Below are 5,647 nucleotides of genomic sequence, written 5' to 3' on the forward strand. Positions count from 1 at the left end.
GACCTCTTCCTCACCGAGGTGAAGCGGTACTGGATGTCCAGGAGTGAAGAGCATCGCCTGGGCGACTTCCGGCCGCCACCGCTGCTGTAGCCGCACCGAGCCAAGAGGTGCTATCCGAACCAGGGCGCCTTTGCGGCGTCGTAAGTTCCGTCATTGATGGCCATGTTCAGCCATTGGTCAACATATTCCTGAAATACGTCATCGCCCCGCGGGAGGAGGTAGGCCTTCTGTGAGTAGTCGAAGGGGTCCTCCGGATGTACGGCGCATAGCTCCGGATGCTGGTTCGCCACCCACATCGTCTCGGAGGCATCGGTGGTCATCACGTCGGCGCGTCCGGCGATGATCTCATCGAAGATGGTGTTGTTGTCCTCGAAGCGGATGATTTCCCCGTCGGGGTAGTTTGCGTCGGCAAACTTCTCGTTCGTGCCGCCGATCGGGGTGATGGAGCGGACGCCCGGCTGGTTGATTTCCTCGACGGTGTCGTACCTTTCAACGTTCTCGCACCGGGTGATCGGGGTTTTGCCCTCGTCCAGGGTGGCCGTCGTATAGAAGGCCTGCTCCGCGCGTTCCAGAGAGATGGAAATGCCGCCTACTCCGATGTCGCAGCTATTGAGGAAGTCCGGCATCAGTGTTGCCCAGGTGGTCTGGACATATTCGACGTCCACGTCCAGGCGGGTAGCCAGATTCTCCACCATGTCGATGTCGATGCCGCTCCACTGTTCCGTCTCGGGATCCAGATAGGTGAAGGGCCGATAATCTCCCGTGGTGCAGACCTTCAAGGTGTCGGCAGCCAGCACTGCGTCGAGTCGCGAACCCTGGTCGGTCTCGGTTTCGCTGCTGACAGCTTCCGGGCTGGCGCTGGCACCTTCGTCATTTTCGGTGGTGGAAGAACATCCGGTGAGGACCAGGAGGCCCAGGGCGAGAGTTGCAGTGAACTGATGCGACTTCATGAGATCCGTTTCTCTTTCCTTCGAGGGCCGGCGAAGCGGCCTTGGGGCATGGTTCAGGGTAGTGGCCTCGTACTATTGGGCAGTATCGGTTTCAGAATATGGGGAATCACTTTGCCGTCATCTCAAAAATCCACGCTCCGCACGTTCGTCTCGAAACGGCTCAATCCCATTGCGGCTACCTGTTTTGGGCTCGGCGTCCTCCTTGGCATCACTGGTCTCTACCTGAACCAGCAGGATGTCCTTCAAGCGAACGCGGAGGCCGCCCGCGCCTACCGGTCCAGCCCGGTATCGCCACCGACCGTTGCGCCCACGGAGAGCCCCGAACCAACCATCGGATCCGTGGCGGCTGGATCACAAGCGCTCTTCATCGGCGATGCATTCACGGAGGGTTACGGGACAACAACCCCATCCGAGGAAGGTTTTGCCCGCGTCCTTTCCCGGGCCCGTGAATGGAATGCGGTCGTCGATGGGATCGGCTCCACTGGCTTCACTTTCGGGAGTGACATGGACGGCTCGGATGGGAATGAGTACCAGGCACGCATCTCCAAGCACGCGGACAATGCGACCCTGAACCCGGCCATTGTTGTTCTCCAAGGCGGCCTCGATGACACCAGCACATTGAGTGTCCCGACCATCAACGCCATCAGCGCGACAGTAGAAACCGCCACTGCGGCGTGGCCTGATGCACGAATAGTAGTGATCGGGCCCGTCGCGCCCTACCCGGCAAGTGAAACGCTCCTGGAAGGGACAGCGGTGACCCGAACCGGCGCTACCGTGGCCGGGGCGGAGTTCATCGACCCCGCGCCATGGTTCACCCCGGAGAACAGTGAGGGCTACGACTCCGGGGACGGCTACCACCTCACCACTGCACCGAAGCGTGGCCCGCTGCGCGGATAGTCGTGATTGGACCAGCCGCGCTCTACCCGGAGAACCAATCACTTTTGGAGTAGACAGCGGCCCTTCGAACCGGCGCTAATGTGGCCGCGCGGAGTTCATTGACCCCGCGCCGTGGTTCACCCCGGAGAACAGTGAAGAGTACGACTCCGGGGACGGCTACCACCTCACCACTGACGGCCACGCCTTCCTTGCCGAGGAAGTCAACGAATCCCTGGCTGGCTCCGGGATCTAGGCTTACGCGGCCCCGAGGGTCATCGGCGGTGGACTCTTTCGGCCCAGGCAGTGGTCAGGGTGATCCTTTGGCGGGGGCTCCCGGGATGGACGGCACCGGTTGATTCTCCTCCGAAGCCGCGGGCCCCATGGGAACGTGGGCGCCGGACGTGTTGCCGGTGTCAGGTCCGGTGGTGATTCCCGGGGAAGCCGAGCGTCGCGGGTTGCGCCTGGTGCGTTTACCGGCGCGTCCATAGACCAGGTACATGGTCAGGCCCATCACGATCATCAGGAGCACGGTGTAGACGAAGGTGTTCGCGATCGCGTTGACGTCCGCGCCGCCGTCGGTATTGGCCTTGATCTGCAGCCCGAGTGGTTGGTAGAGCGGGTGGGCCAGGAACACGGCGGTGTCGTAGTCGTCGAGCTGGCTGTTGAAGTTTCGAGCTGGCTGTTGAAGTTCAGGGCGGCGATGGCCGCCGCGGTGGGCAGCACGGCAGGCAACAGGATGCGGCGGAAGGTGTAGAGGCCGCCCGCACCCATGATGGCTGCGGCTTCCTCCATGGAGTTGTTGACCGACGCAAAGGCTGCCTTGAGCATCCGGAGGGTGAAGGGGATCTTCACGACAACGAACGCGACCAGGAGGATGACGGTGGTGCCGCTGAGGACCAGCCCGCCGAGCAGGGGATTGGGCCGGTCATAGGTCATGACACCAACAGGATGACGGTGGTCCCGCTGAGTACCAGCCCGCCGAGCAGGGGATTGGGCCGGTCATAGGTCATGACCAGTCCCAGGGCGATCATGGCCGCGGGAAGAATCCATGGAATGTGCAGAAGGTACTCGAAGGTTCCGGTGATTCGGGTGCGGTACTTCTGCAGGATCCGGGTGACGAACAGCAGGCCGCCCACCGTGATGACCGCTGCCAGGCCGCTGTACACGATGCTGACGATGAACGGACGCAACGCGGATTCCTGGGACAGGACGCGCGCGTAATTCTCGAGCGTGAACCGCTCCAGGGTGAGGACCCCGGTGCTGATGGCGGCGCCGTCCATGAACGAATAGAGCAGGATCAGCACCAGCGGGGATGCGTAGATGAGGAAGAGAAGGTACGCGGCGGCGTGGACGACGGCGTTGGCCAGAGGACTGGCGATGCGCTGTTTCTGGAGTGGGGCCGACACTTTGGTGACGGAGTAGTAGGTGCCTCCGCGCTCAAGGCGTGTCATGACCGCCAGCATGGCGATGGTGGCCACTCCAAGGATGATGGCCAGCAGGGCCGCGATGTCACGTGATGTCGAGGTGTTGGCGAAGGTCAGGATCATGGGGGTGATGGTCTGGAATTCCTCGCCTCCGAGGACCTGGGGCGCACTCAGGGCACCCAGCCCGGTGAGGAAGGACAGGATAGTGACGGCGAAGAGGGTGGGCTTGAGGACCGGCAGCACCACCCGGCGCAGAATGGTCCACGCCGAGGCGCCCATGTTCCGGGCCGCTTCGATGGTCTGGTAGTCCACGTCCCGGATGGCGTTGCCGAGGAACAACAGGTGGTTGGTGGTGGTGGCGAACGTCATGACGAACAGGACGGCGAAAAAACGGCGAAGAGGGTGGGCTTGAGGACCGGCAGCCCGGATGGCGTTGCCGAGGAACAACAGGTGGTTGGTGGTGGTGGCGAACGTCATGACGAACAGGGTGACGGCGAGCACCACGGCCAGCAGGAAACTGTTGCCCAGCGACTTCATTGCACGGTCGGAGGACAGCAGCTTCTCGACAGCGCGGCCGGAGAACTGGCCCGAGGGAAAGAAGGTCTCGACCAACAGGTTCAGGTTGGGCCAGAGCAGAAACGCGGCAGTGAACCACGTCAGGATGACCATGGTGACCACCACCAGCGGTGACCGCAGCATCTTCCCGCCGATGCTGCGGCTCACGCGAGGGCGCCGTATTGCAGAACCTGCGCAGGATCGATCCGCACCTGGACCGGGGTGCCCACCTCGTGTCCCGGGCGTCCGGACTCGTTCACCAGTACCTTGATGTCGGAGTCGAAGCTGCGGACCGTGTAGCGGCTGTGCTGGCCATGATAGTTACGCCCGGTGATCCGGCCGTCAACAGCGACGCTTCGCCCGCCGTCGCCCTGTCCAAACCCGAGGGCTGCCTTCTCCACCCGGAGGTAGGACAGCTTGGCCGGGTCCAGCGTCCTGCTGGATGAGCGGTTGAGGTGACTGGTCAGTTCAGGCCCCAACAACGAGCTGTCCCCGATGAAGTTGCAGACGAACTCCGTGGACGATTGCTCATAGATCTCCTGGGGCGTGCCTACCTGCTCCACCTGCCCCTTGTTGAAGACGGCGATCCTGTCGCTCATGGTCAGGGCCTCGTCCTGGTCATGCGTGACATAGACGGTGGTGATGCCCGATTCGGCCTGCAGCTCCTTGAGTTCGATCCGGAGCTGCTGGCGCAGCTTCGCGTCGAGGTTGGACAGCGGTTCGTCCAGCAGCAGGATTTTCGGTTTGAGCACCAGCGCGCGGGCGATGGCGACGCGTTGCTGCTGGCCTCCGGAAAGCTCGGAAACGTTCTTCTGCAGTTGGTCGTCGGACAAATCCACCCGCCGTGCAATATCCGCCACCAACCGGGCCCGTTCCGCGGACCCGGTCCGGCGCACTTTGAGACCGAAGGCGATGTTCTCCTCCACACTCATGGACGGAAAGAGGGCGTAGTTCTGGAAAACCATTCCTACCTCCCGCTTGTCACTGGGCAGCTGCGTGACCTTTCGCCCATTGATGTGGACATCCCCAGCGGACGGGTCCACGAGCCCTGCGAGGGTGCGCAGCGCAGTGGTCTTGCCGCATCCGGATGGACCAAGGAGCGTGAAGAATTCACCCTCCGATACCTGCAGGTCCAGGTCCTGTATAGCGGTGAAGCCATCGAAGGTGACCTGGATATGGTCGAAACGGATCATGGGTGGATCTCCAAGGAATTATCGGCACCGACGGATTGGCGGTGAGTATTACGGCATGTACTCCAGTTCGATTTTCTCGATCCAGGAACCGAGGTTCTCCTGGACGAAAGCCCAGTCGATGTCCTGGTGCGTGAACTGTTCATCGAACTCAACGACCTCGGGCTTCGCGCTCGCCAGCGCCTGTTCGTTCACGGGAAGCGAGTTGAACTCAGCCGCCCACTGGCCCTGCACGTCAGCGCCGCCGAACCAGTCGACAAACTTCCTGGCGTCTTCCTGCTTCTCCGAGCCCTTGATGATGCCGATCTGCTCAATGGCGTAGGGGACGCCGTCTTCCGGGCTCACAGCACCGGAGGTCACGCCGTACGTTTCCTCGCGGCCGGGAATGGACGAGGACGGCATCTGGCCGAAGTCCACCTCACCGCTGGCGAAGCGGGCGAACAGATCCTGGTCCTTGACAGCCGGCACTCCGTTCTGGAAGTACTGTTCAATCTGCTCCCAGCCCTCATCGCTGACCCCGAGGTCGCCGTCGTCGTCGCGGTAGCGGGTGAGGATCCCGGCCATCACCAGCTGTGTGGTGGCTGCGCCCATGCCGCTGACGCGCTCATAGCGGGTCTTGTACTCGTCCTGGGTCCACAGGTCAGTCCAGTCT

At 62.4% G+C, this 5,647-nt stretch carries 7 protein-coding genes; 1 reads left to right on the forward strand and 6 read right to left on the reverse strand.

Annotation, left to right across the window (positions count from 1 at the left end):
• Positions 1–110 precede the first annotated feature (110 nt).
• Positions 111–950, reverse strand: a complete 840-nt coding sequence (locus Y704_RS0101900; protein WP_026548872.1) for a transporter substrate-binding domain-containing protein — start codon at positions 948–950, stop codon at positions 111–113.
• A gap of 48 nt (positions 951–998) precedes the next feature.
• Here Y704_RS0101900 and Y704_RS0101905 point away from each other — a divergent pair, with 48 nt between their 5' ends.
• Positions 999–1,847, forward strand: a complete 849-nt coding sequence (locus Y704_RS0101905) for an SGNH/GDSL hydrolase family protein (protein WP_162149350.1) — start codon at positions 999–1,001, stop codon at positions 1,845–1,847.
• Positions 1,848–2,133: 286 nt separating this feature from the next.
• On the opposite strand, the gene Y704_RS25030 is transcribed toward Y704_RS0101905, so the two are convergent.
• From Y704_RS25030 to Y704_RS0101920, 5 genes are all read right to left on the reverse strand, one after another.
• On the reverse strand, positions 2,134–2,460 hold the full coding sequence (locus tag Y704_RS25030; protein WP_051476594.1) for a hypothetical protein: 327 nt from the start codon (positions 2,458–2,460) through the stop codon (positions 2,134–2,136).
• Positions 2,346–2,762 carry an ABC transporter permease subunit gene (locus Y704_RS25035; RefSeq protein WP_343212796.1) on the reverse strand — a complete coding sequence of 139 codons (417 nt, stop codon included), beginning with the start codon at positions 2,760–2,762 and terminating at the stop codon, positions 2,346–2,348. The genes Y704_RS25030 and Y704_RS25035 overlap by 115 nt, the downstream gene beginning before the upstream one ends.
• Positions 2,759–3,973: an ABC transporter permease gene (locus Y704_RS18235; RefSeq protein WP_051476595.1), complete on the reverse strand. Its 1,215-nt coding sequence runs from the start codon at positions 3,971–3,973 to the stop codon at positions 2,759–2,761. Before Y704_RS18235 ends, Y704_RS25035 begins: the two co-directional genes overlap by 4 nt.
• Entirely contained in the window at positions 3,970–4,998 is a 1,029-nt protein-coding gene (locus Y704_RS0101915; protein ID WP_026548874.1) for an ABC transporter ATP-binding protein, read from the reverse strand. Before Y704_RS0101915 ends, Y704_RS18235 begins: the two co-directional genes overlap by 4 nt.
• A gap of 48 nt (positions 4,999–5,046) precedes the next feature.
• The coding region (locus Y704_RS0101920; protein WP_026548875.1) for an extracellular solute-binding protein at positions 5,047–5,647 on the reverse strand (601 nt) is incomplete at its 5' end.

Origin of the sequence: Arthrobacter sp. Br18 (assembly GCF_000520555.1) — a bacterium.
Taxonomy (GTDB): domain Bacteria; phylum Actinomycetota; class Actinomycetes; order Actinomycetales; family Micrococcaceae; genus Arthrobacter_D.

Coding starts and splice junctions, on each gene's coding strand:
- Y704_RS0101915 (WP_026548874.1), bottom strand. CDS start 4,998: ATGATCCGTTTCGACCATATCCAGGTCACCTTCGATGGCTTCACCGCT.
- Y704_RS0101905 (WP_162149350.1), top strand. CDS start 999: ATGGTTCAGGGTAGTGGCCTCGTACTATTGGGCAGTATCGGTTTCAGA.
- Y704_RS0101900 (WP_026548872.1), bottom strand. CDS start 950: ATGAAGTCGCATCAGTTCACTGCAACTCTCGCCCTGGGCCTCCTGGTC.
- Y704_RS25035 (WP_343212796.1), bottom strand. CDS start 2,762: ATGACCTATGACCGGCCCAATCCCCTGCTCGGCGGGCTGGTCCTCAGC.